Below are 21,269 nucleotides of genomic sequence, written 5' to 3' on the forward strand. Positions count from 1 at the left end.
AGATCACAAGTTGCCGTCTGCCATCAGCTTCGGCAGGCAGGACGATTGATAGTCAAAACCGGCCTGCGCCACAACGAGCCTCTTCACCGAACCAAGCGCCTCTTCGCGCGGCACGAGTGACCGGCCCTCCCGGTCCTGCACGGCGACGAGACCGCCTGCCGCTTCGACGAGCTGGATGCCCGCCGCGATGTCCCAGGCGCTGAACTTGGACTCGTAGGCGACTGCCACGCGTCCGGCAGCCACATAGGCAAGGTGCAGTGCGCAGGAGCCGAGACGGCGCACGGCACGGAAGGAATTGACAAGATCGGCATGGGCTTCCTGCGCTGCCCGCGAAGGGCGCTCGCCCTCGTAGGGAGCGTTGCTGAGGAGTTCGACCTCACGGTCGCTGCGCCCGCGCAAGAAGGGCTTCACCTCCGCTCCGTTCAAAGTGAGCCGCCCGCCGCTCGCCATGAAGAGCTCCTCACGGATCGGGTCGTAGACGATGCCGCAGACCGGCTCGCCCGCATGATACGCTGCGATCGAAACGCAGAAGAAGGGCAGGCCAGAAGCGAAATTGCTGGTGCCGTCGATCGGGTCGATGATCCAGGTCGTGTTGCCTTCGCCCTGCAGGCCGCCTTCCTCGCCGAGGATGCGGGATGCGGGCAGCCGAGACCAGATGATCTCGCAGGCCGTTGCCTCCGCCGCCTTGTCGGAGGCCGTGACGATGTCGAAGAATCCAGCTTTCTGTTGAGTTTGCAGCGTTTCCGGGCTCGCCTCGACGAAGCCCTTGCGGGCGACGGCGCCGGCCGCAAGCGCGGCCTCGCATGCGACCTCTGCGATTGTCTTGTGGAGATCGTGGAGGATGGGCTGGTTGATGGTCATGCTGCTCTTTCCATGGCGTCGGCTTTATTCTGCGGCAGGATCCAGACCGGCCGGCTGTCGATGGAGAGGCGTAGTGTCTGGCCAGCTTCGGCCACGCCCGTCCGGTGGTAATCGGTGTCGAGGAAGACGCAATCCTGGCCGTCCAGATCGGTGAGATATTCGACATGGGCGCCCTGGAAGACCACCCGGCGCACCTTCGCCTCAACCGTGCCTTCCGGATCCACGCGAATATGCTCCGGGCGCACCACGCAACGGACCTCGTCGCCCTGTCTGTAGGCGTGGTCGCTGTATGGAAGCGTCAAGGCGACCGTCGGGGTTATCCGCACCCGAAGGCCTGGTTGCTCGATGGCTTCGACCTTGCCCGTGAGGATGTTCGCCTTGCCCATGAACTCGGCGACGAAACCGGTGCCGGGGCGGGCGTAGACATTAAGCGGTGTGTCGTCCTGCTCGATGATGCCGTTGCGCATGACCACGACCCGGTCTGAGATCGCCATAGCCTCACTCTGGTCGTGGGTGACGTAGAGGCTGGTGATGCCGAGCCGGAGCTGGATGGAGCGTAACTCATCGCGCATGCGCTCGCGCAATTGCGCGTCGAGGTTCGAGAGGGGCTCATCGAAGAGCAATACCTTCGGCTGGGTGACGACGGCGCGTGCGAGCGCCACGCGTTGCTGCTGGCCGCCGGAAAGCCGCGAAGGCGAGCGATCGGCGTATTGCGCCAGCGCCATGGTTTCGAGGGTGGAATCGACGCGATCCCTCATTTCGTTGCGCGGCAGGTTCAGCAGCCGCACGCCGTATTCGACATTCTCGCGCACACTCATATGTGGAAACAACGCGTAGCTCTGGAACACCATGCCGACATTGCGTGCATTGACCGGAACGTTCGTGACGTCGCGGCCACCGATGGTGATGGTGCCGTCGCTCGGCGTCTCGAAGCCCGCGAGCATGCGCAGCGTCGTGGTCTTTCCGCAGCCGGACGGTCCGAGGAGGGTAACGAGCGTGCCTTCCTCGATCGTGAGGTTCAGCCGATCGACGGCGGTCGCACCCGCGACGCCCGGGAAGCGCTTGGTGATATTTGAGAAGATGACTTTCGACATGGGCTTACCTCTTCGATGTCGAACTGAGGACGAGTTGCACGGCCGCCAGAATGGCGAGCACGACGAWGACGAGGATGCTGCAATAGGCGGCCGCGACGCCGAGCTTCAGGGTCTCGACCTGGGACAGGATGGTGACGGTAATCAGCGTCCAGTTGGCCGAGACCAGGAAGATCACCGCCGAGAGCGTCGTCAGCGACCGCGTGAAGGCATAGGAGAGGGAGGTGAACAGCGCGGGTTTCAGGAGCGGTAGCGTGACCTGGAAAAAGGTCCGCGTGTTCGAGGCACCAAGGATAGTGGATGCTTCCTCGATGGACTTGTCTATCTGGCGCAACTGGTTCGACCCGGCCTCGATGCCGACCTGCAGGTTCTTCACCACCATGGCCGCGATGACGATGAAGGCGGTGCCTGTCAAAAGCAACGGCGGCGCGTTGAAGGTGCTCACATAGCCTATGCCAAGAATGGTTCCCGGTGCGGCGAAGGAGAAGAGCGTACCCCAGCGCAACAGAAAACTGCCCGGAAATGCCTTGCGGATGAGGAGATAGGCGATCAGCATCCCAGCAATCGCCGTTACCGGTGTTGCGATGCCTGCAAGGAGCAGTGAATTGCTGAGCGTCTCGAAGCCGACCGTGAAGACCGTTGCGTAGTGGGCGATCGTCAGCGTGTTGTCGACGCCCGGCAGCTTCGTGAAGGAAACGTAGATCACCGTCAGATAGAAGGTGAGGATGGCGAGGACGACCGTGTAGCAGAGGATTGCCAGGGGAATGACGACGGCACCCGAGATACGGATCGTCTGGGCGGTCGGCTTGCCGGTGACGGTAACGTAGCTGCGCTTGCTGACCCAGTAGCGGTGAATGAGGAAGGCAGTCATGGAAGGGATCAGCATGAGGCTGGCCAGCAGCGCGCCTGCCTGCAGGTTGAAGTAGCCGACCATCTGCGAATAGGCCTCGACGGCGAGCGTGTTGAAGTTGCCGCCGATCAGCATCGGATTGCCGAAGTCCTCGACCGACTTGACGAAGACAAGGAGCGTAGAACTGAGGATTRCCGGCGTCACAAGCGGAAGCGTCACCCGCGAAAAGGTCGTCCAGCGCGATGCGCCCAGCGAGGCCGAAGCATCCTCCAGCGCGCTGTCGATCGACAGCAGCATGCCGCGGATGTTGAGATAGGCGATCGGCGTGAAGGCAAGCGACTGGATCAGCACCAGACTGTGGAAGCCGTAGACATTGGCGTTGCGGATGCCGAGCAGCTCGCGGGTGATGAGGCCCGAGCGGCCGAACAGGATGACGACGGCCAGCGCCATGACGAAGGGTGGCGAGATGATCGGCAGGAGCGCGACGCCATGCACCAGGATTTTCCCTGGCATGGTCGTGCGCGTCGCAGAAAAAGCGAGCAGGAAGCCCACGGCCGTGGCGACGAGCGCCGAAGTTGCGCCAAGCAACAGCGTATTGAACAGTGAATCCCAGACGAAGGACTGCGAGAGCGTATTGACGAGAACAGCAAGGTCGAAGCCGTGTTCGGTGACGGCAGCCTGTTTCATGACGGTAAAGATCGGCAGGACCGCGAAGATCAATACCGAAACCGTGACGAGGGCGAAGATGCCGAAGAGCCAGGGGTCTACGACGATCTGGCGAAGGAAGGCCGGCGATGCCCCCGTCCGGCCGGACGGGGTCGCTTGCGAGACGAGGGTCATGTCGGTGCTCCTAGGCGAGCGTTATTCGGTCGAGCGTTACTTGGCGTCGGCCTTGTGGCGAACGTCGTTTTCGTAGCGTTCCAATAGCCGCGCGCGGTTCTCACCAGCCCAGGTGAAGTCGTAGTCGATCATCTTCACGTTGGAGAGGTCGATCTTGGCTTCCGGGTTCTTGTAGCCTGGAACGATCGGGCCCCGGAACGTTGCGCCGATGGCGGCCTGGCCCTTGTCGGTCAGCACCCAGTCGAGGAAGGCCGTAGCCCCCTTGGCCTGTTCTTCAGGAGCGTTGGCGATCGCTGCGGCGGCGTTCACCTCGAAGCCGGTGCCTTCTTCCGGGAAGGAGTATCCGACGGGATAGCCCTGGGCGAGTGCCGCCTCGATGTCCTGCGTATAGGCCATGGCGAGCGCGATTTCGTTGTTGGCGACCATACGTGAAGGCGCGACGCCCGAGCGGGTATATTGCACGACATTCTTGTCGATATCCTTCATCAACGAGAAGGCCGGTTCTTCGCCATAGAGCTGGACCATGGAGGCGAGCGCTACATAGGCCGTGCCGGAAGAGGCCGGATGGGCAAGCGCGACGCTCTGCTGGAATACCTGCTCTGTGAAGGATTTCCAGCTGGTTGGGGGCTTGGCGCCGATTTCGTCGAGAACGCTCTGGCTGTAGGCAAAGACGATCGGCGAGAGCGAGATCGGCGTCCAGCGGGCTTCCTTGTCGGTGTAGCGCGGATCGACCTTCTCGATACCAGTCGCCTTATGAGCGGCGAGCAGGCCCTCGCTGGCTGCCTGGATGAAATTGTCGGCCGCTCCTGCGAGCCAGAGGCCGGCCTGCGGATTGCTTTTTTCCGCCCGGATACGGGCGAGGATTTCACCCGCACCGATACGCACGAACTGCGCGTCGATGCCGGTATCCGCCTTGAAGGCTTTCAAAACTGCGCCGCAGTCATCTTCCGACATCGGGCAATAGACGGTCATCCCCGCAGCATTGGCGCTGCCGGTCGAAAGGATGTGCGAGCACAGGACTGCGAGCGCTGAAGCCAGCGCAAAACGGCGTGACATGTTGATTTCCTCCAGGTGAACGCAACGGCCCCTGTGAAAGCGTTGATGGGCTCCCAGGTCTCACTCGCCGTGCGTGAGTGTCGGTATAATGAAGGAATCTACATTCGTCAAACAAAATGTAAGAAAGCTACATTTTCGCTTGTCAGTGTAGCATTGCTTCCAAGTGGCCGATGGTTGGCGTGCCCTTATCCTTGCCCAGGGCGAACCGCCCTTCAACGCGGCCGCAACATTTGAAGGGCCAGCGGTCGACAAGCGCATGCACCCTTGACGGATTGGGCGCTTGCGCCGGTCTCGCGCGGCGCTCTACGCCCTCATATGCGAGCGCTCCTCAATCTGAGGGCGTTGCCGATTACGCTGACGGATGAGAGTGCCATGGCAGCGGCCGCGATGATGGGCGACAACAGCAACCCAAAGGCCGGGTAGAGCACCCCGGCTGCCAAGGGCACGCCGGCGGCATTGTAGATGAAGGCGAAGAACAGGTTCTGCCGGATATTCGCCATCGTCGCTTGGCTGAGCCGTCGGGCCCGGACGATGCCTTGCAGGTCGCCCTTGAGCAGCGTCACGCCGGCGCTTTCGATCGCAACGTCCGTTCCGGTCCCCATGGCGATGCCGACGTCAGCTGCGGCAAGCGCAGGGGCGTCGTTGACGCCGTCGCCTGCCATGGCGACGATCCTGCCTTCCTTGCGCAGGCGCGTGACGATCTCGCTTTTGTGTTCGGGAAGGACTTCGGCCTCGACTTCTTCGATCCCGAGCTTGCGGGCAACGGCACTGGCGGTGGTGCGGTTGTCTCCGGTGAGCATCACCACACGCACGTCGTCCTTGATCAGCGCTGCGACTGCTGCCGGTGTCGTTGCCTTGATCGGATCGGAGATTGCAAACAGCCCGCCGAGGCGGCCGTCGATGGCCGCGAAGATGACGGTTGCTCCTTCGCCGCGCAGTTCTTCCGCTTTCTGCGCCAGCGCCGAGACGTCGACTTTCTCCTCCGACATGATCCGGTGGCTGCCGATGATGAGCCTGCGGCCGTCGACGACTCCGGTCACGCCCTTGCCGACCGGGCTGTCGAAGTCTTCGGCAGAGCCGAGTTTCAGGCCGCGCTCATTGGCGGCATCCACGATGGCACTTGCGAGCGGATGCTCGCTCGGACGTTCGAGCGTGGCGGCCAGTCGCAGCAGATCGTCCTCTGATACATCGTTCGTTGCGACGATTTCGGTGACCTTCGGCTTGCCTTCGGTCAAGGTTCCGGTCTTGTCGACCACCAGGGTATCGACCTTCTCGAAACGTTCCAGCGCTTCGGCATTCTTGATCAGCACACCGGCGCCGGCGCCCTTGCCGACGCCGACCATGATCGACATCGGCGTGGCGAGGCCGAGAGCGCAGGGGCAGGCGATGATGAGGACCGCCACTGCGGCCACCAGTCCGTGTGCGAAGCGCGGCTCCGGGCCGATCATCATCCAGATTGCGAAGGCGATGACGGCAATCAGGATGACGACCGGTACGAACCAGCCGGAGACCTGGTCGGCAAGCCGCTGGATCGGGGCGCGCGAGCGCTGCGCCTCGGCGACCATGTGGACGATCCGGGACAGCATGGTGTCTCGGCCCACCTTGCCCGCCTCCATGATGAAGCCGCCGGTCCGGTTCATCGTACCGCCGATCAGTTTCGCGCCGATTTCCTTGGTGACGGGCATCGACTCCCCGGTGATCATGGATTCATCGACTGAACTGCGGCCTTCGAGAAGCGTGCCGTCGACCGGGACCTTTTCGCCCGGGCGCACGCGCAACCGGTCGCCGACGGCGACGGCCTCCAGCTCCACGTCTTCGTCGGTGCCGTCGCCGCGGACGCGGCGAGCGGTTTTGGGCGCGAGATCGAGCAGAGCCTTGATCGCGCCCCCTGTCTGCTCGCGTGCCTGCAGCTCCAGCACCTGTCCAAGCAGCACCAATATGGTGATGACTGCAGCCGCCTCGAAGTAGATCGCGACTGCTCCCTCGTCGGATCGGAACGTTTCGGGGAACAGGCCGGGGGCAACCGTCGCGACGACGCTATAGAGCCAGGCGACACCCGTACCCATCGCGATCAGCGTAAACATGTTGAGATGACGGGTGACGAGCGACTGCCAGGCCCGCTCGAAGAAGGGCGCGCCGGCCCAAAGCACGACCGGCGTCGCCAGGATGAACTGGATCCAGTTCGAGGTCTGCGTGCCAACAAACATATGCAAATTGGTGAGATGACCTCCCATCTCCAGCGCCAGCACGGGCAGCGCCAGGACCAGCCCGATCCAGAACCGCCGTCGCATGTCGACAAGCTCCGGGCTTGGACCTGTATCGCCGGCGACGACTGCGGGTTCGAGCGCCATGCCGCAGATCGGGCAGTTGCCGGGGCCGAGTTGACGTACCTGCGGGTGCATGGGGCAGGTGTAAGTTACGCCATCCTGCGTGGAGCCTTGGCTGTCTGCGGGTTTGGCAGGCGTCGCGTTCCGATTGGCGTGGTGGTGATGGTCGTGAGCTTCGTGCCGATGATGGTGCTTATGCTCGTCCATGGGATTTCTCCATGTTGGTGCTCGCCGATAACAAGGCTAGCGCCCGGCACCTCCGCCATGGATGGCGCCGGGCGTATCCTGGTTACGCGTAGGCGACGAAGGACATCATTCCCGATGCCATGTGATAGAGGTGATGGCAGTGGAGGGGCCAGCGGCCCGGATTGTTGGCGTCGAACACGACGCTAACGCTCCCCATCGGCGGCACGAGAACGGTGTCCCGCAGAGCGCCGGCGAGTGCCTTTCCGCCGATGCCGACCACCTGGAAGTGATGCCCATGCAGATGCATCGGGTGGGACATCATCGACATGTTGCGCATGACGACCTCAATCCTTTCCCCTTCGCGGATGCTAAGGTCGTCGCCGCCCTCGATCCGCCAGTCGTAACCGCTCATGCTGCCCGTCAGCGTCAATTCGAACCGACGGTCGGCAGGACGAACGGGAAGTGGCGTGGCAGCGGCGAGCCGCTCTTCGAGGTCGAGCCCGACAATCGGCCCGGGCTCCGTTCCACGCGATGCGATCTTGGCAATTTTTGCACCGGACGGCGCCAGGATGATGCCTGTGCGATGATCCGTACCTTCGCGCAGCGCGAAGATGGCTCGAGCTTCCGCTGACTTCGGAAGCGCAAGCCGGATGTCGAGCCGCTGTCCCATTGAAATCGGGAAGCGGTTTCCGGAAACCGGTTGCACCGACTGCCCGTCGACGGCGATCAGCTGTCCGCTCAGTGCGCCGGTGTCGATCGTGAAGGCAGTGGCTGTCGCGCCATTGATGATGCGCAGGCGAATGCGACCTCCGCTCTCGACGATGGCCACTTCCGGATCGTCGAGCGTACGGTCGTTGGCGAGATAAGCGTCATACTCGATGTCGTTCAGATCCATGGCGGCCATGCCCGGCATTGCCGTTCCGGACATGTGGTCCTGCATGTTGGATGCCATGCCCTGCATCATCGCGCCGTGGTCCATTCCGTGACCGCCCGACGATCCCTTGAGCTTGGCGAGCAGTTCCTCGGCCGGCGTGAAGGAGAAGTCATGCAGAAGGATGACCACTTCCTGTTCGTCGCGCTGTCTGTCCTCGGCAGTCCGCACGATCAGCGGCGCGGCCAGCAGGTTCTGCTCCTGCAGCGTATGCGCATGCATCCAGTGTGTGCCGCCGGAGCCGACCGGAAACGTATAGCGCCGGGTCTCATTCGCCTTCAGAAGCGCTGCCGGATTGTCCGGCACGCCGTCCATGTCCCACGGTGGCGCGAGCCCGTGCCAGTGGATGAGCGTTGCTTCGCCGCCTTGATTTGAAAGGGCGACGTCGAACGGCCCGTCCGCGTCGAGCGTCAGGCCCGCGGTGCCATCGGCCTGGAGAAGCCCGAACACGTTGGCGGCCTTGCCATTCACCTCGATGACGCGTTTGGTGATCGCAAGCGAACGGGTCCCTGCGCCCGATGACGTTGCCTTGCCGACCTCAGCCCAGCTCTTGTTTGGATGGAATGCGGCACCGGATGCGGCGACCACAGCGCCCGACATCAGTCCGCCCAGGAATTCACGGCGTTTCATATCCATTACCTCATGCTCCGTGTCGGCCGATGCCGACGAGGATCGCGCCGCTTGGGTGCGATCGTGGAAGGCAGCCGACAAAGCGACTGCTGCTCACCCGGCGGAACGAGGAGGGCCGATGGCGGGGCGGGAGATGATGCCGTAGATGGGGGCTTGCGGATTAAGGTCTCGGCGGCCGCCCCTGTTCAGGATTACTTCGTCGAAGACTGGAGCCGGGAACAGCGCATAGCAGAGGCTGCAGATACGTTTGCAGCACGCTTTCTGGCTGCCTGTTTCCGTGTCGGCGTGGAGATCGGTCTTGCCCTGCGGGGAAACGACATGCTCGCTGCCCGCAATGTGTTGCCCGCATTCAAATGGCGCAGCTTCAGCCATAGGCACGAGCAAAAACAGAACGGCGACCACGATGGCCAGCAATTCTGCTGCATGTTTCCGGGCGATCTGGCTGGCGGCGATCATGTTTTCGTCCGACACCTCGTGCTGTATTCAAGCACAGTGCGTGATGCTTGCAAGTCTCGCCTTGACCTTGATCAATCGGCGAAAAGCGCGCGGCTCTCGCGAGGAGGATTGCACCCGAATGTGTTCGAATGCGGCAAAATGGTCCGGGCTCGTCCTGGCAGTGATTGCCTTTGCGGGCTTTTCAACGGCAATGGCGCAGCGCGCGGCCACCGACATCGTTCGCGAGCGGCAGCAGGAGATGAAGATGATGGCAGCTGCCGCCAAGAATATCGATGCCATGTTCAAAGGCGCATCGCCCTATGATGCGAAGGCATTCAAAGCCGCCGCCGAAACCGTTCGAACCTATTCAGGCGAACGACTGGCGCGCTTGTTCGCAGGCACCGTCGCTGCCGAAGGATCAAAGGCCAGCGTCAATATCGAAGCCGAGCGACCGGCGTTCGACAAACTGGCGGCCGAACTCTACGCCGCAGCACTCTCTATCGCGGTAGACCGCAACCCGGATGTCCTTGCTCCCGGTATGCGAATGCACGGTGGTGATGCGAAGATGGGTGGGCCGCTCGCCAAGAGAAAGACGGCAGCCCCCGATCCGATGTCCATGCCCGCCGAACACGCCTTCCACACGATGCTGCAGGTCTGCACGTCCTGCCACGCGAAGTTCCGCGTGAAAGACTGATCGACCCTGGCAGGCGTGGATCACCCGACGTGGCTGCAGCAAGACTTCTTGAAGGATGCCTGGTAGCCGGCCTCCTCGATCGCCGTAACGAAGGCATCCGAGCCGATCTGAGAGTCGATCGATGCGGTCTTGGCATCGAGATCGACCGCGACCTTGGCGCTGGGATCGACCGACTTTACCGCTTTCTCGACGGCTCCGGCGCAGTGTCCGCAGGTCATGTCGGGGATGTTGAGATGGTACATTGGAAACTCCATTTGATCTGACGTATCCGAATGTGGGGCTTCCAACGATGGTAAGGTCAAGGGCAAAGCGCGCACAAACAATTCGGTTCTTCCTGGCGAAGAAACTGCGATGGAAACACACCCAGCGCGCTTGATGGTCTGCGGAATTCAGAGAAGGTGCAGAGCAGTTCCGCCTGCGGCCGTCAGCGCCACAACGATCCACGGTGGCGCCTTCCATACGACGAGCAGAATGAACGCCGTCAGCGCGAGAGCGAAGTCGTAGGCGTTCAATACGGCGCTGGTCCAGACCGGACTGTAGAGCGCCGCGCCGAGGATGCCGACCACGGCTGCGTTTGCGCCGCGCATCGCAGCCTGTGCGAGCGGGCGCTTGCGGAAACTGTCCCAGAAGGGAAGGGCGCCGATGAGCAGCAGAAAGCCGGGCAGGAAAATCGCGACAAGGCAGATGGCCGCGCCGAGAATGCCGTTCGGAGCTGGCCCCATGACCGCACCGAGATAGGCTGCAAAGGTGAAGAGCGGGCCTGGAACTGCCTGGGCTGCGCCGTACCCGGCAAGGAATGCATCATTGGAAATCCAGCCCGGAGCGACCACTTCGGCCTGGAGCAAAGGCAGGACCACATGTCCGCCGCCAAAGACGAGAGAGCCGGAGCGATAGAAGGCGTCGAAGAGTGCCCAGTTCTGGGAAACTGCCGCAAGGACCGGCAGAAGGCCGAGCAAGGCGAAGAAGGCGACGAGGCAGACGATGCCGACCGGTCGTGTGACGCGAAAGCTGAAATGTGTGGATGCCGCGACTGAGTCGTTGCGGCACAGCATGGCACCGGCGAGTGCACCGAATGCGATCGCCGCGATTTGCCCGACCGCACCCGCCGCAAACACGACGATGAGCACGGAAGCAAGGGCAATGCTGGCGCGTTCGCGGTCCGGTGTGAGGCTCTTTGCCATGCCCCATACGGCCTGGGCGACGACCGCGACGGCCACAACCTTCAGCCCGTGCAGCAGGCCCGTGCCGATCGGGCCGCCGAAGGTGGTCGCCGCCATGGCAAAAGCGATCAGCAGCAGCGCAGACGGCAGCGTGAATGCGGCCCAGGCGGCGAGCGCGCCGAGCGGGCCACCACGCAGGAGGCCGAGCGCAAAGCCGACCTGGCTTGAGGCCGGGCCGGGCAGGAACTGGCATAGCGCGACGAGATCCGCATAGCCGGCCTCGTCGATCCACTTGCGACGTACCACCAATTCGTCTCGGAAGTAACCGAGGTGCGCGATCGGCCCGCCGAACGACGTCAGCCCCAGCTTCAAGAAAGCGCCGAAGACTTCGGTCGGCGTGCCCTGGTACGGTCTTACTGCCTGCTCACGCATTGTTTTCGCCGATGACCCCACCAACAACTCCCAGGCTCTGCTGCGACTCCAGCTCGTTCGATGCCGCAACCGGATCTAGCCTTCGGCGGCGGCCGTTCTCGCCTCTGTCTGACGCGTGTGCGGACCGCCCAGTTAGCGGACATTGAACTCGATACCGGAACCGACTGCGGAAGCAATGGTCGAGTTTCATTCCGGCGGTCGAACAGGGTGCCGAGATATCGTGGGCTTCGGTGACAGGCGTGTGACTGTGAAGGTTCCGTGCCGGATGATTTTCCGTGTGCAGGCGATGGCCGTGGATGCTTGTGGCGGCGATGCGCGCCCTAGCAGCTTGATCTCGCTTCCGCTTTGGGCAACATCAGGACCAGATCCGCAAACTGCCGGCGGTTCGGCCAAGGAGATATGGTGAGTGTAAAGAAGCCCCGTGGGGCGAAAGAGGAAGCGACGAAGCAGGCTGGCCGCATGACGCGGGAGGCCTGGATCGATGCCGGCATTGATGCCCTGATCGAAGAGGGTATCGCCAATGTGAAGATCCAGGTCATGGCCAAGAAACTCGCGGTTTCCCGGTCGAGCTTCTATTGGTTCTTTGCCGATCTGCAGGCACTGCACGCGGAGTTGCTGGAACACTGGCTCACCAAGAACACCAGCCCGATCCTCGAGCGGGCGTTGCGTCCGGCGCCCACCGTAACGAAGGCGGTCTGCCATATCTTCGAGTGCTGGGTCGACCCGTCGATGTTCGATCCGCGGCTCGACGCGGCCGTCAGGTCCTGGGGGCAGGTGGATGCCGTGGTTCGCGGCGTGGTGGACCAGGCGGACGACCAGCGCGTCGATGCGATCACCCGGATGTTTCTGCGGTACGAATATCCCGAGGAAGAAGCCTTTATCCGGGCCCGCGTGCTCTATTTCACGCAAGTCGGCCACTTTACGCTTGGAATACGCGACGGTCGCGAAATGCGCTTGCGGTTGCTTCGCCCCTACCTGCTCAGCTTCACCGGTCGTCTTCCTTCCGATGAAGAAGTCGAGTCGTTCACCGCAGTCATGCGACGCGTTCAACCCGATAGTTGAGTCAAAATGGACATGTCTGTACACGCTGAAGTTCGCTGTTTGGCCATAATATGCCGAACGACTGGGCAGGAGCGTGCTTTCAGGCGTCGTTGGTGACGCGATCGTCTAGACATTTGTGTCTAGAATCATTATTGATGCCCGTATGGATCGGGCGCGCGGGACCACGGATGCGCCGATTCCTCCATCGCGAGGGCATTCAATGCAGCAGCCAGCCTTGTCCGCCGATCCGCCAGGTGCGACGCCCCCAGGCGATGGTGCCTCCAGATGACGCGGCGCTATTCCGCCTTTTCGCTCTTCAAGGAAGGTCTCAACGCCCAGAAGGGTTGGCAGAAGGCCTGGCGCTCTCCCGATCCGAAACCGCGCTACGACATCCTGATCATTGGCGGCGGCGGTCACGGCCTCGCGACCGCCTACTATCTCGCCAGGAACCACAACATCCGCAACATCGCGGTCATCGAGAAGGGATGGCTTGGCGGAGGCAACACCGGACGCAACACGACGGTCGTGCGCTCGAACTACTTCTTCCCGGAGAGCACCGCGCTCTACGAAATGGCCCTCCGCCTCTATGAGGCGCTGGGGCGTGAGCTCAACTACAACATCATGCTCTCGCAGCGCGGCATCATCACCTTGGCGCACAGCGAGGCCGAGATGGAAATGGCCGCGCGCACGGTCAACGCCATGCAGATCAACGGTACGGACGCCGAGCTGTTTGACGTCGAGGACGTGCGCCGCGTGCTGCCGTTGATCAACCTCTCGCCCGAAGCGCGCTATCCGGTCTTCGGCGGTGTGTGGCAGGGAAGGGCCGGGACGGCGCGGCACGATGCCGTCGCCTGGGGATATGCGCGCGCTGCCGACAGGCTGGGCGTCGACATCATCCAGTCCTGCGAGGTGGAGGAATTCCTCGTCGAGGGAGGCCGCTGCCGCGGCGTGAAGACAAGCCGGGGCGAAATCCGGGCTGACCGCGTCGCCATGGTCGTGGCCGGAAATTCCTCTCATCTCGCCGAAAAGGCCGGCTTCCGTTTGCCGATAACGTCCTACGCTCTGCAAGCCTGCGTATCCGAGCCGATCAAACCGGCGCTCGATACGGTCGTGCTGTCTCCGGCGACCGGCACCTATGCGAGCCAGTCGGACAAGGGCGAGCTCGTCATCGGCGGCGGCCTAGATCGGGTTCCGTCCTATGGGCAGCGCGGCAATCTTCCGGTGCTTGAACACGTCGTTTCGGGGCTGCTTGAAATGTTCCCGAGCTTCCGGCAGCTCCGGCTGATGCGGCAATGGGCGGGCATCGTCGATGTCACGCCGGACTCTTCGCCGATCCTCGGGGAGAGTCCGCTGCCTGGCCTCTTCCTGAATTGCGGTTGGGGAACGGGCGGCTTCAAGGCCATCCCGGCCGGCGGCACTCTGCTCGCCCATCTGCTCGCCACCGGCAAACACCACGACGTCAGCCGTCCATTCGATCTCGACCGCTTCGCGCGTGGCCGCATGATCGACGAAGCGGCCGGCTCGGGCATCGCGCACTAGGAGGACGGAATGCAGCTTTTTCCATGCCCGTTCTGCGGCCCAAGGAGCGAGAGCGAGTTTCACTTCGGCGGCGATGCCGGAAATCTGCGTCCGGAAGGTTTTCGCGATGTGACCGATGGTCAATGGACCGCCTATCTGCATGACCGCAACAACCCGCGGGGCCCGGCAAACGAGATCTGGATGCACATGACCTGTGGGGAGGTGTTCCGCATGGAGCGGGATACCGTGCACCACGGGGTGGCGCAGGCGATTGCGCTGGCAAATGGAGGCGGCGATGACGGCATGGCGCACTGAAGACGGCACGGCCATCGACAGGACACGGCCGCTGCAGTTTACCTTTGATGGCAGGGTGGTCGAGGCTTACACCGGTGATACCGTTGCCTCGGCATTGCTTGCCAACGGCGTGGCCGTTGTCGGCCGCAGCTTCAAGTACCACCGCCCGCGCGGGCTCTGGGGTGCCGGGGTCGAGGAACCGAACGCGCTCATCGACATCGCAGGCGGCATGCCGAACAGTCGGGCGACACAGATCCTCGTCGAGGACGGTATGGTCGTTCGCTCGGTCAATGCCGAGCCGACCGCCGCGAACGACCGTCATGCCTTCCTCGACGCATTCTCGCGCTTCATTCCGGCCGCCTTCTACTACAAGACCTTCATGTTCCCTGACTGGCACCGGTTCGAGCCGCGCATCCGGCAGATGGCGGGCCTCGGAACCCTGGACACGAATGCCGAGGGGGCGGGACTTGCCGAACAGATCAACCATCATTGCGACGTGCTGGTGATCGGCGCAGGACCCTGGGGCCTTGCTGCGGCGCGCTCCGCTTTGCGGGCCGGCCGCCGGGTCTTGCTCTGCGACGACGGTGTCAGGACCGGGGGCAGCCTGCTCTTCCACGAGGGGCAGATGGAAGGAAAGCCGGGCGTCGAATGGGCTGAAAATGTCGTTGAGGAACTGGAACGGGCCGGCGCGCTGGTGCTGGCCGGCACAACGGCCTTCGGCATTTATGACCACGGTCTGGTGGGCCTGAACCAACGGGGTGCCGACGGTGCGCCGGACCGGCTATTCCGTGTCCGCGCGAAATCGTTCGTGCTTGCGACCGGCGCCATCGAGCGGCCGCTGCCCTTCGGCAACAACGACTTGCCGGGCATCATGTCCGCGGAAGCAGCGCTCGTCTATCTCCGTCGCTTCGGCGTTGCGGCCGGTCGCAAGGTCGTGGTCGCAACGAACAACGGGCTCGCCTACGAGACGGCGGAGGCGCTCGCTGCCGTCGGCGCCGACGTCACGGTCGTCGACTATCGAACGACGCGCCAGGTCCGCTCGGCGATACGCGTCCTGCAGGGGCGCACGGTCAGATCTGCGAGCGGCAAGGGTGCGGTCAGCGCCGTGCAGTTGTCTGATGGCAGCACGCTTGAGGCCGACGCGGTGCTCGTCTCGGGCGGCTTCACGCCGACGGTCCATCTTTATTGCCAGGCGCAGGGCAAGCTCGACTGGCGTGACGACATTCTCGCCTTCGTCCCCGGCCGCCCTGTTGCTGGCGTGGAGGTGATCGGCGCCGCTGCGGGTGATTTCTCTCTTCCGCCGGAGCTTGCAGGTGGCACCGGGAGAGACCTCGACATTGTTGCCGCCTGGCCGAAGCCCGATGCGAAGGAACGGGTCTGGATCGATCTTCAGAACGACGTCACGGCCAAGGACGTGGAATTGGCTGTCCGAGAGAACTTCGTCTCGGTCGAGCACCTGAAGCGTTACACCACGCTCGGCATGGCGACCGACCAGGGTAAAACCTCCAACGTCAATGGCCTGGCCTTGATGGCTGAACTGACCGGTCGACGGATCCCGGAGGTCGGCACGACCACCTATCGCCCGCCCTTCACGCCAGTGCCGCTCGCCTCCTTCGCAGGTGCCCGTTCCGGGACCCGGATGAACCCGCTGCGGCGGCTGCCGCTCGAAAAGGAACATAGGGCCGAAGGTGCGGTGTTTCGCGAATATGGCGGCTGGCTTCGCCCGGCCTTCTATGGGGCAGGCTCGCCGGAAGAACGGATCCAGGAAGAGGCCAGGGCGGCGCGCAACGGCGTCGCGCTCTTCGACGGCTCGCCGCTCGGCAAGATCGAGGTTCTCGGACCGGATGCCGCGTCCTTCCTCGATTTCATCTATTACAACACGGTCTCGACCCTTGGTGCAGGACGGTGCCGCTACGGCTTCATCCTTACCGAAGCCGGCAATGTCTATGATGACGGGGTACTGGTGCGACTGGACGAGAACCGCTTCATTGTCTCGTGCTCCTCGTCGCATGTTGCCGGGGTTCATGCCCTCCTGGAAGAATGGCGGCAGGATCGTTTCGACCGCCGGCGGGTGTTCATCCACGACGCGACCGCCGAGATGGCGACGCTGACAATCACGGGCCCCCGTGCGCGGGCGCTGCTGGAAACGATAGACCTTAGGGTCTCGCTCGACGACCTTGCTTTGCCGCATATGGCGGTCGCATCAGGCCTCTTCGAAGGAACGCCTGTGCGGGTCGCGCGCATCAGCTTCACCGGTGAGCGCTCCTACGAAATCTCCGTGCCTGCCGACCTGGCAGGTGCACTCTGGTCGCGACTGCGGCGCGAAGGGGAGACCTTCGGCGTCACCTTGCTCGGCCTCGAAGCTTTGATGATCCTGCGCGCGGAGAAGGGCTACATCGTGATCGGCAAGGATTCAGACGGCACGAGCCGGCCGATGGATTTCGGCCTGACCGCTCCGCTTGAGAAGAAGAAGGTCGAATTTCTTGGCCGCCGCTCGCTGATCACGGAGGATGCCCAGCGTCCCGATCGGCGGCAATTCGTCGGGCTCGAAATCGTCGATGGCAAAGGCGTTCTGCCGACCGGTGCGCACGGGATCGAGCGTCATACGAGCGGCATCCGCAGTGCCGGTTTTGTCACCTCTAGCTATTTCAGCCCTGTGTTGCAGCGGCCGATTGCGCTCGGGCTCATCGAGCGTGGGCTTTCGCGTATGGGAGAGATCGTCGAGTTTCAGCATCTGCGGGAGCTACGGCGCGCCCGTATCGTCGCTCCTTGCGCCTTCGACACGGATGGGGGTCGGCTCCATGCTTGACAATTCGCGCAAATGGAAGCCCGAGCCTGATTGGAACAGCGCATGCCTGACAGGTCGAGCGGTCGAGGTGCGTGCCGTCTCCGGGCTGACGCAGCATCTCGTCAGCGGCGATATCGAGCGATTTCGCGAGCGCTATGGTCTCGCCAAGGATATCGGCGCGTTGGGTCTCGCCACGGGCGAGCGCTATGCCGTACGCGTCTCGCGCGACCGGTTGCTTGTGGTCGGATTGCTGGCGTCCGCGTGTGCGGCGGGCTGGCATCAGGACGGCTATGGAGTGACCGCGCTCGGTTCGGCACAGCGTGTGTTCGAAGCGCGCGGCGAGGGCGTGCGGGATCTCCTGGCGCGGGCAACGACGATCGACCCCGACAATGCCGGCCCCTGCGCCGCCTTGCAGTTTTGCGGCCTGACCTGCAGTGTCTATTTCCACGGAGACACGCAAACGTTGCGTGTTCACGTCGACCGAGGGCTTGCTGCCTATCTATGGGAATGGCTCGAATGCCAGCCGCTCTTTTGCGAAAAGACCGGCGGCCTCGAGAATGAATGTTTCGTGTTGGAGGAGTGCACCGCGTGAAAGCGGGCAACAAAAAGGGAGTTGAGACAATGAGACGTATTCTGATTATCGGCACGGCCCTCGGCCTGCTCATGGGGACAGCCGCGCGTGCGGATGATCTGACCTTTGCCGTTGCAGGTCCGCTGACCGGGCCGCTCGCCACGATCGGCGACCAGTTCAGGCAGGGCGCTCAGGCGGCTGCAGACGCGATCAACGCCAAGGGTGGCGTGCTTGGCCGTCAGGTCAAGCTGCAGTTCGAAGACGACCAATGCGATCCGAAGCAGGCCGTTTCGGTTGCCAACCGGATCGCGGCGAGCGGCATCAGCTTTGTCGATGGCCATGCCTGCTCGGGTTCCAGCATTCCGGCATCGGCTGTTTACGCCGAGAACGGCACGCTGATGATGAGCCCGGCCTCGTCCAACCCGGTCATGACGGATGATGCGGCGGCCAAGGGCTGGACCAACATCATGCGTCTCTACACCCGTGACGACGCGCAGGGCGCCTTCATCGGCCCTTGGATCGCCAAGGAATATGCAGGCAAGAACGTCGCTGTCCTGCACGACAAGACCGCCTACGGTCAGGGGGTGGCCAATGCGGTGCGTGCGACCATGAACGAAAGTGGCCTCAAGGAGGTCCTTTATGAGGGCATCAACGCGGGCGAAAAGGACTACAACGCGCTCGTGACGAAGCTGAAGGAGGCCAAGGCCGATGTGGTCTATTTTGGCGGATACCATCCGGAAGCCGGCCTGATGCTGCGCCAGGCCGCCGAGCAGAAGTACAAATTCCAGCTGATCATGCCGGACTCGATCGCCTCGCCGGAGTTCTGGCAGGTCGCGGGCCCGGCGGGCGAGGGCACGCTTTTCGTTTTCCCGTCCGATCCGCAGTCCAAGCCTGAGGCGAAGGAGGCGGTAGCCAAGATTCAGGCCGGCGGCTTCAAGCCGGAAGGTTTCACACTCTTCTCCTACGCGGTCATTCAAGCATTCGCACAGGGCATTGAGCGTGCCGGTTCGGACGATCCGACGAAGGTCGCAGAGGCTCTGAAGAACGGCCAGCCGATCGACACCGTCGTCGGTTCGGTGGCCTTCGACGAAAAGGGCGACCTCAAGGATGCCAGCTACGACATCAACCGCTGGAGCAACGGCGCCTACGCGGCGATCGCCAAGTAACTGGCCCAATGATTCGAGGCGGGCGAGTTGATCCCGCCCGCCTCAAGAAAACCGTCGTCGGCGAGAGACGCACGAGGAGCTGATGTGCCTCAGAGAGAAACCGGAAGCAGAACCTTGCCGGGATTGAGGATCGCCGAAGAGTCGAGCGCTTCCTTCACGCGATGCATCAGCGCCAGTTTCACAGGGCCTGAGATATCCGACAATTGCCCCACGCGCTTGATGCCGATCCCGTGTTCGGCGGAGAACGCTCCACCGATCCCCCCGATATCCCTGTAAAGGATCGTCTCGATTGCCTTGACCTTTTCGGCTGGGATATCGCTGCCGGCGGCATTGAGAACGATATGGAGATTTCCGTCGGCGAGATGGCCGAAAACGTAGGGGTCGAGGGCAGCATCCAGTTCCCATAGCCCCTCAAGGCAACGCTCGAGATAGGCGCCGATCTCCGAAAGCGGGACCGAGACATCGTAGGATGGCGCGCTCGGATGTTTTCGATAGATCAGGTCCGTGTCTTCGCGCAGGCGCCAGAGATCGACCTCCTGCGCGCCCGAAGAGGCGATCACGGCCGAGGCGTCGGGGTGGTCGGCGATGACGTTCTCGTAGATGCATCCCAGCTCCGCTTGCAACGCTCCCTCGTCAGCCCCACCGAGAGAGACCAAGAGGTTGATCGGATGGTCGGTCCTGTAGTCCGCGGCCGACCAGGACTGATGGCCGGCTGTCAAACGGAAGTACGTGTGCCAGATCGCCTCGGCCGCGCGCAATTGACCGTATTCGGCGTCGAGGCCGCGACGGACGACTGCGAGCGCCGCATCCACAGACGGCAGACCGAAGAGGACCGTAGCGGTGGCTGCCGGCTGGGGTTCGAGCTTGACGGCAACACGCGTGATGATGCCGAGCGTGCCTTCCGCTCCGACAAAGAGATGTTTCAGGTCGTAGCCGGCTGCGTTTTTCACGACTCGTGTCATGTCGGAGTAGATGGAGCCATCGGCAAGCACGGCCTCCATACCGAGAATGCGATGCCGCATGACCCCGAACCGAAACGCGGCAATGCCCCCTGCATTGGTGGATGCCATGCCGCCGATCGTTGCCGACCCGCGCGACGGCAAATCGATCCCTGTCTCCAGTCGATGTTCGGCGGCGGCCGCTTGCAGTGCCTGCAGCGTTACGCCGGCCTCCACCACCGCAACGCGCTCGATCGGCGAGATGTGCAGGATGCGATTGAGGCGGGCGGTCGAGAGCACCAGCTCGCCCGGCCTGGATACGGCACCGCCGACGAGCCCGGTTCGTCCCCCATGAGTAACGAGCGGAACGCCGTGCGCGCGGCAACATTTGACGACCGCCGCAATTTCGTCGGCCGTTCTGGGGAACACGGCGGCGCGCGCCCCCAGATTTTCGGGCGCCACTCCGTAGTCGATCGTGGAGATGGCCTCTCCGTCCTTGAAATTTCCGTCACCGACAATTCTCAGAATTTCGGCTTTGAACGCGGGCTTGAGGCAATCCATGCGATACGACCTGCGGGTTGATGTCTGAAGTTTTTCAGATGGTTGCGTCTGCGTGTTCAGGCCGATTTGAGCGCGCCGCTCTTCTTGGCCGTCCATGTGGCGATGTAATCCATGAGGCCCGGGTTGAGGCAGTCATAGGGTTCCACACCCAGTTCGCGCAGCCGGGCGCGCACGCCATCCATCTTCGCCGGATCATAACCGCTCTCGATGATCGAGGAGACGAAGGCCGCGAAGCCCGGCTTTGCCCAGCCTGTTTCCTGGAAGCGTTCGGGGTGCAGGAAAGACAGCCCCTTGAACGGGTGGTCCCGTTCCACCGGGCCATACATGTGCACGCCGCAGTCCTTGCAGGCATGGCGCTGGATCAGCGCGGTAGGGTCCACGACCGCCAGCTTGTCGCCGTTCTGCAGAACCTCGATGTTATCCGTCGGTGCCACGGCGACGACGGAGAAAACGGCATCGCCGGGCTTCCAGCACTTGGTGCAGCCGCAGGCGTGGTTGTGGGCGATGTCACCCTTGACGCGGACCTTTACGGGATTGCTCGTGCAATTGCAGACGAGCGTGCCGCCGGAAAAGGCGGCGTCCGTCGCCTTGAACCCGCTGTCGAGGGACGGATGTATGGCAATGCTTGGCATAGGCTTCTCCTCCTTCTGGCCGGTGCCCGATGCCCGGCTGTTCACTGGCGCCGCCGGCCGGTGGCGCGGCGGAACGTGAAATGCAATTGCAGTCTGGAACACTCCTCAACCCGCGCTCAGTATAGCACCACCGAGCGGATGCTTTCGCCGGAATGCATCAGTTCGAAGCCCTTGTTGATGTCTTCGAGCGGCATCGTGTGGGTGATCATCGGATCGATCTCGATCTTGCCCTCCATGTACCAGTCGACGATCTTCGGCACGTCGGTG

The 21,269-nt window shown here is 63.0% G+C and carries 18 protein-coding genes and 1 pseudogene; 7 read left to right on the top strand and 12 right to left on the bottom strand.

The window, feature by feature from the left end; translation table 11 throughout:
• Positions 1–3 precede the first annotated feature (3 nt).
• From AB4Z53_RS29620 to AB4Z53_RS29650, 7 genes are all read right to left on the bottom strand, one after another.
• The gene (locus AB4Z53_RS29620; RefSeq protein ID WP_441599025.1) at positions 4–861 is read right to left on the bottom strand and encodes an inositol monophosphatase family protein; all 858 of its coding nucleotides are present in this window, start codon (positions 859–861) and stop codon (positions 4–6) included.
• The gene (locus tag AB4Z53_RS29625) at positions 858–1,955 is read right to left on the bottom strand and encodes an ABC transporter ATP-binding protein (RefSeq protein WP_441599026.1); all 1,098 of its coding nucleotides are present in this window, start codon (positions 1,953–1,955) and stop codon (positions 858–860) included. The genes AB4Z53_RS29620 and AB4Z53_RS29625 overlap by 4 nt, the downstream gene beginning before the upstream one ends.
• 4 nt (positions 1,956–1,959) lie before the next feature.
• Entirely contained in the window at positions 1,960–3,642 is a 1,683-nt protein-coding gene (locus AB4Z53_RS29630) for an ABC transporter permease (RefSeq protein WP_441599027.1), read from the bottom strand.
• A gap of 36 nt (positions 3,643–3,678) precedes the next feature.
• Positions 3,679–4,698 carry an ABC transporter substrate-binding protein gene (locus AB4Z53_RS29635; RefSeq protein WP_223729271.1) on the bottom strand — a complete coding sequence of 340 codons (1,020 nt, stop codon included), beginning with the start codon at positions 4,696–4,698 and terminating at the stop codon, positions 3,679–3,681.
• A 311-nt stretch (positions 4,699–5,009) separates the two neighbouring features.
• Positions 5,010–7,100 carry a copper-transporting P-type ATPase gene (locus AB4Z53_RS29640; RefSeq protein ID WP_441599036.1) on the bottom strand — a complete coding sequence of 697 codons (2,091 nt, stop codon included), beginning with the start codon at positions 7,098–7,100 and terminating at the stop codon, positions 5,010–5,012.
• 214 nt (positions 7,101–7,314) lie between these two features.
• A complete protein-coding gene (locus AB4Z53_RS29645; protein ID WP_441599037.1) occupies positions 7,315–8,772 on the bottom strand; it encodes a multicopper oxidase family protein in 1,458 nt (485 codons plus the stop codon).
• Between the two features lie 93 nt (positions 8,773–8,865).
• Positions 8,866–9,228: a hypothetical protein gene (locus AB4Z53_RS29650; protein WP_441599028.1), complete on the bottom strand. Its 363-nt coding sequence runs from the start codon at positions 9,226–9,228 to the stop codon at positions 8,866–8,868.
• A gap of 118 nt (positions 9,229–9,346) precedes the next feature.
• Here AB4Z53_RS29650 and AB4Z53_RS29655 point away from each other — a divergent pair, with 118 nt between their 5' ends.
• Complete coding sequence (locus AB4Z53_RS29655; protein WP_441599038.1) at positions 9,347–9,901, top strand: cytochrome c; 555 nt, start codon at positions 9,347–9,349, stop codon at positions 9,899–9,901.
• Positions 9,902–9,921: 20 nt separating this feature from the next.
• Here AB4Z53_RS29655 and AB4Z53_RS29660 read toward each other — a convergent pair whose 3' ends face one another.
• Together AB4Z53_RS29660 and chrA are read right to left on the bottom strand one after the other, a co-directional pair.
• Positions 9,922–10,143 carry a heavy-metal-associated domain-containing protein gene (locus AB4Z53_RS29660; RefSeq protein WP_113540975.1) on the bottom strand — a complete coding sequence of 74 codons (222 nt, stop codon included), beginning with the start codon at positions 10,141–10,143 and terminating at the stop codon, positions 9,922–9,924.
• A 147-nt stretch (positions 10,144–10,290) separates the two neighbouring features.
• Complete coding sequence (chrA, locus tag AB4Z53_RS29665) at positions 10,291–11,493, bottom strand: chromate efflux transporter (RefSeq protein ID WP_441599029.1); 1,203 nt, start codon at positions 11,491–11,493, stop codon at positions 10,291–10,293.
• Positions 11,494–11,895: 402 nt separating this feature from the next.
• On the opposite strand from chrA, the gene AB4Z53_RS29670 reads away from it, so the two are divergent.
• From AB4Z53_RS29670 to AB4Z53_RS29695, 6 genes are all read left to right on the top strand, one after another.
• On the top strand, positions 11,896–12,555 hold the full coding sequence (locus AB4Z53_RS29670; RefSeq protein ID WP_441599030.1) for a TetR/AcrR family transcriptional regulator: 660 nt from the start codon (positions 11,896–11,898) through the stop codon (positions 12,553–12,555).
• A gap of 264 nt (positions 12,556–12,819) precedes the next feature.
• A complete protein-coding gene (locus AB4Z53_RS29675) occupies positions 12,820–14,073 on the top strand; it encodes a sarcosine oxidase subunit beta family protein (RefSeq protein WP_113540978.1) in 1,254 nt (417 codons plus the stop codon).
• 9 nt (positions 14,074–14,082) lie between these two features.
• Positions 14,083–14,367, top strand: a complete 285-nt coding sequence (locus AB4Z53_RS29680) for a sarcosine oxidase subunit delta (protein ID WP_113540979.1) — start codon at positions 14,083–14,085, stop codon at positions 14,365–14,367.
• Positions 14,348–17,155 carry a 2Fe-2S iron-sulfur cluster-binding protein gene (locus AB4Z53_RS29685; RefSeq protein WP_441599031.1) on the top strand — a complete coding sequence of 936 codons (2,808 nt, stop codon included), beginning with the start codon at positions 14,348–14,350 and terminating at the stop codon, positions 17,153–17,155. The genes AB4Z53_RS29680 and AB4Z53_RS29685 overlap by 20 nt, the downstream gene beginning before the upstream one ends.
• Entirely contained in the window at positions 17,148–17,726 is a 579-nt protein-coding gene (locus AB4Z53_RS29690) for a hypothetical protein (RefSeq protein WP_113540981.1), read from the top strand. Before AB4Z53_RS29685 ends, AB4Z53_RS29690 begins: the two co-directional genes overlap by 8 nt.
• 29 nt (positions 17,727–17,755) lie before the next feature.
• Positions 17,756–18,871: a branched-chain amino acid ABC transporter substrate-binding protein gene (locus AB4Z53_RS29695; protein WP_441599032.1), complete on the top strand. Its 1,116-nt coding sequence runs from the start codon at positions 17,756–17,758 to the stop codon at positions 18,869–18,871.
• 89 nt (positions 18,872–18,960) lie between these two features.
• On the opposite strand, the gene AB4Z53_RS29700 is transcribed toward AB4Z53_RS29695, so the two are convergent.
• The 3 genes and pseudogenes from AB4Z53_RS29700 to AB4Z53_RS29710 all read right to left on the bottom strand — a co-directional run.
• Positions 18,961–20,370, bottom strand: coding sequence for an FAD-binding oxidoreductase (locus tag AB4Z53_RS29700; protein ID WP_441599033.1), 1,410 nt, complete (start codon positions 20,368–20,370; stop codon positions 18,961–18,963).
• A gap of 56 nt (positions 20,371–20,426) precedes the next feature.
• Entirely contained in the window at positions 20,427–21,002 is a 576-nt protein-coding gene (gene gfa, locus AB4Z53_RS29705) for an S-(hydroxymethyl)glutathione synthase (RefSeq protein ID WP_291156394.1), read from the bottom strand.
• A 116-nt stretch (positions 21,003–21,118) separates the two neighbouring features.
• Positions 21,119–21,269, bottom strand: a pseudogene (locus tag AB4Z53_RS29710) (S-(hydroxymethyl)glutathione dehydrogenase); the annotation flags it as partial.

The organism is Ensifer sp. 2TAB8 (genome assembly GCF_052115125.1).
Taxonomy (GTDB): Bacteria; Pseudomonadota; Alphaproteobacteria; order Rhizobiales; family Rhizobiaceae; genus Ensifer.